Source organism: Corynebacterium sp. HMSC069E04 (assembly GCF_001813175.1).
Taxonomy (GTDB): Bacteria; Actinomycetota; Actinomycetes; order Mycobacteriales; family Mycobacteriaceae; genus Corynebacterium; species Corynebacterium aurimucosum.
Map to the genome: position 1 here is coordinate 1 of NZ_KV811660.1, position 2,442 is coordinate 2,442.

Annotated in this window: 3 protein-coding genes; 1 reads left to right on the plus strand and 2 read right to left on the minus strand. The window is 53.6% G+C overall.

The window, feature by feature from the left end; genetic code table 11:
- Both HMPREF2896_RS13180 and HMPREF2896_RS04485 read right to left on the minus strand, forming a co-directional pair.
- Positions 1 to 141: transposase (locus HMPREF2896_RS13180; protein WP_141746436.1), on the minus strand; the 141-nt coding region annotated here is incomplete at its 3' end.
- Positions 142 to 255: 114 nt separating this feature from the next.
- A complete protein-coding gene (locus HMPREF2896_RS04485) occupies positions 256 to 1,485 on the minus strand; it encodes an MFS transporter (RefSeq protein WP_070495012.1) in 1,230 nt (409 codons plus the stop codon).
- A 91-nt stretch (positions 1,486 to 1,576) separates the two neighbouring features.
- Between HMPREF2896_RS04485 and HMPREF2896_RS12955 the strand changes: the two genes are divergently transcribed.
- Positions 1,577 to 2,254 (plus strand): TetR/AcrR family transcriptional regulator, encoded by a 678-nt coding sequence (locus HMPREF2896_RS12955; protein WP_070462451.1) that lies wholly within the window; start codon positions 1,577 to 1,579, stop codon positions 2,252 to 2,254.
- Positions 2,255 to 2,442 lie beyond the last annotated feature (188 nt).

The window sequence follows — 2,442 nt, forward strand, 5'->3', positions numbered from 1 at the left end:
CCACCGGCCTAAAAGCCCGGCGGAAACACCGATTTCCTTAGCCACATGGGCAATTGGGCGCTCTGACTCGATTACCAGGTTCGCGGCCTCACGCCGGTACTCCGGCGTGTACTTCTTGCGCTGTTGACTCACAATGAACATCCTCTCTTACGGACACAAGATCCGTACAAATAGGGTGTCCACTAAACGAGGGTAACCTCAGGGCCGACTCCTGCGGATAACGTGATGGAACGGCTACTTCAGGCACGCTCATAGTTATTGGCGTAGTGCGGGTGCAGTGTGGGCGTAGATGACGACCACTGCAATCAAGGCGATACAGACGGCGAAGGGTGCCAGCGGGTTCCACCCGTAAAGGGCGGTCGAAGCCAGCGGGGCAATCGCGTACGCCAACCCATTATTAGCGTTGATGATGCCAGCCACTGCGCCTTGCTCATCTGCACTCATCTTCAAGGTTGGGCCAGTGTTGTACCCGGGCATCGCCAGTCCCATACCTACCCCCAGCACGATACACCCGACAACCAGTAAAGCGTGCGAGGAGGTAGGCCAAATGAGCACAGTTGCAACTAGTGTAATGGCCAGACCAGTACGTAAAAGCTTCGCTGCTCCCCACCCTGTCTTTGGAGCAATCACCGCTTGGGCAATGATCATGGTCACGCCCATGATGGTCAGGTAAATCGCGGAAATACCTGCGGTCGCAGTTGCCGACAGGGCGAAGCGGTCTTGGACAGTGAATCCAAAAATCGTAGCAACAGAAGAAAACACAAGAAACATCACCAGACCAGTTGCTAGCCAGGGAGCTACACGCGGATCAGTGAAGCGAATCCGTTGAGGCTTTGCAAAAAGTTGCCCTCGGCTTTGAGGTGCGAAACTCACCAAGAGAACAACCAGACCAATCACCATCACAACGGGCATGACCACCAAGGGCAAGAGCAGGCCACCAGCAGCGGCTAACACACCTCCAGTAACACCTCCAACAATGGAGGCCATCCCTTGAGCCGCTCCAATCATGCCCAGTGCTTTTACCCGCCCGTTCTCGCTGGCAGCATGCGTGACCAGGTGGGCTTGCGCGGTCGGGGCGATCGCTGAAATCCCTCCACCATAGAGCAAACCACGAGTGATCACAACACCAAAAACTAGTCCGACACCGCCAACTACCTGGTTCATCCCCAGGTAGGAGACAATACCGAAGGCGCTCAAAGCGATGATCGCGATCACAAGCCCAGCAGCGAGTACACGTTTAGCGCCGACACGTTGGGAAGCTCGCCCCCAATAAGCACTCAAGCTCGCTAGTACAATCGCTGCCAAAGAGATAGTGGCGCCAATATGCCATTCCCGCAATCCCATCTGTCGTGACAGTGGCGCGATGATCGGATTGAGAATCATTTGCCCCATAAAGGCGAGAAAAACGATTCCCACTACCAGGTTCGCTTGCGCTCCTGGATCAATAGAGCTCTGTGTCGGCTTATTACTACGAGGGTCGGGCATCACTACACTCCATTACTAGAACACTGTTTCACTTAGGGATATTGTAGAATGGTGTTCTAGTAAGGGTCAAGGAATAAGTTAGGGTCACCTTATGAACACTGTGCTAACGGGGCGAAGGGCTGGGCTATCACGCGAGCTGATTGTCAAACAAGCTGTACAGTTAAGCGCGATCAGTGGCGTTGAGGGATGGTCAGTACGGGACATTGCCCGTGAACTGGGCGTGGTTCCCTCAGTGATTTATCATTATTTTCCAAACAAGGAAGCCATTTGTGATGCTGTTGTAGACCGGGTATGTGTCGGGATTGAAGTTCCCGACCCGGACCTTGAATGGAAAGCCTGGTTTCGAGCTATGGCTCACAATCTACGCCCCGCATTGTTAGCATATCCGGGGATTACCGACAGGTTCGCGCGGGGCAAGTTCACCGAACAGTTTTTGCCGATGATCGATGGAGCCTGGGCCAAACTACAAGAAGCTGGGTTTGGTGACAATTCGCCTGTGGCCTACACAATTATCGCGAACTCGATCATCCACACGATCGGAGCGAGAAACCTGCGCGCATCCAATCAAATCCAGCCTCGCCACAACCTGCACGAAATGCTTGTCAGGCTTGAGCCTATGATGGCTCAATCTGTTGGACTGACCAGTATTGTCAACTCTTACCTGGAGCCTCTCTCACACCCTGATGAAGAAGAAGCGATGTCCGAGGAATACTACGACCTCGTCATCGATGTGATCCTAGACGGCATCGAACACACCCTGCTGCCTTAACTCTGACCCACTTCTCAATCATCGTCTTAGTGAGCGCCCGCACAGCTGTGTACTTCAACACAGCGGATGTAGCCCAGTTGATAAGCCGGGTCAGTTCACGTTCACCCCTCGCGTTATCATGGTCACGGAGACGGTTAAGTAGTTCTTCCTGATACGGATTGAAGCGTCCTGGGTTTAGTTCCGCTTCT

Bases quoted from the DNA above. Each gene is read 5' to 3' on its own strand.
- HMPREF2896_RS04485 (WP_070495012.1), bottom strand. From the start codon at position 1,485: ATGCCCGACCCTCGTAGTAATAAGCCGACACAGAGCTCTATTGATCCA.
- HMPREF2896_RS12955 (WP_070462451.1), top strand. From the start codon at position 1,577: ATGAACACTGTGCTAACGGGGCGAAGGGCTGGGCTATCACGCGAGCTG.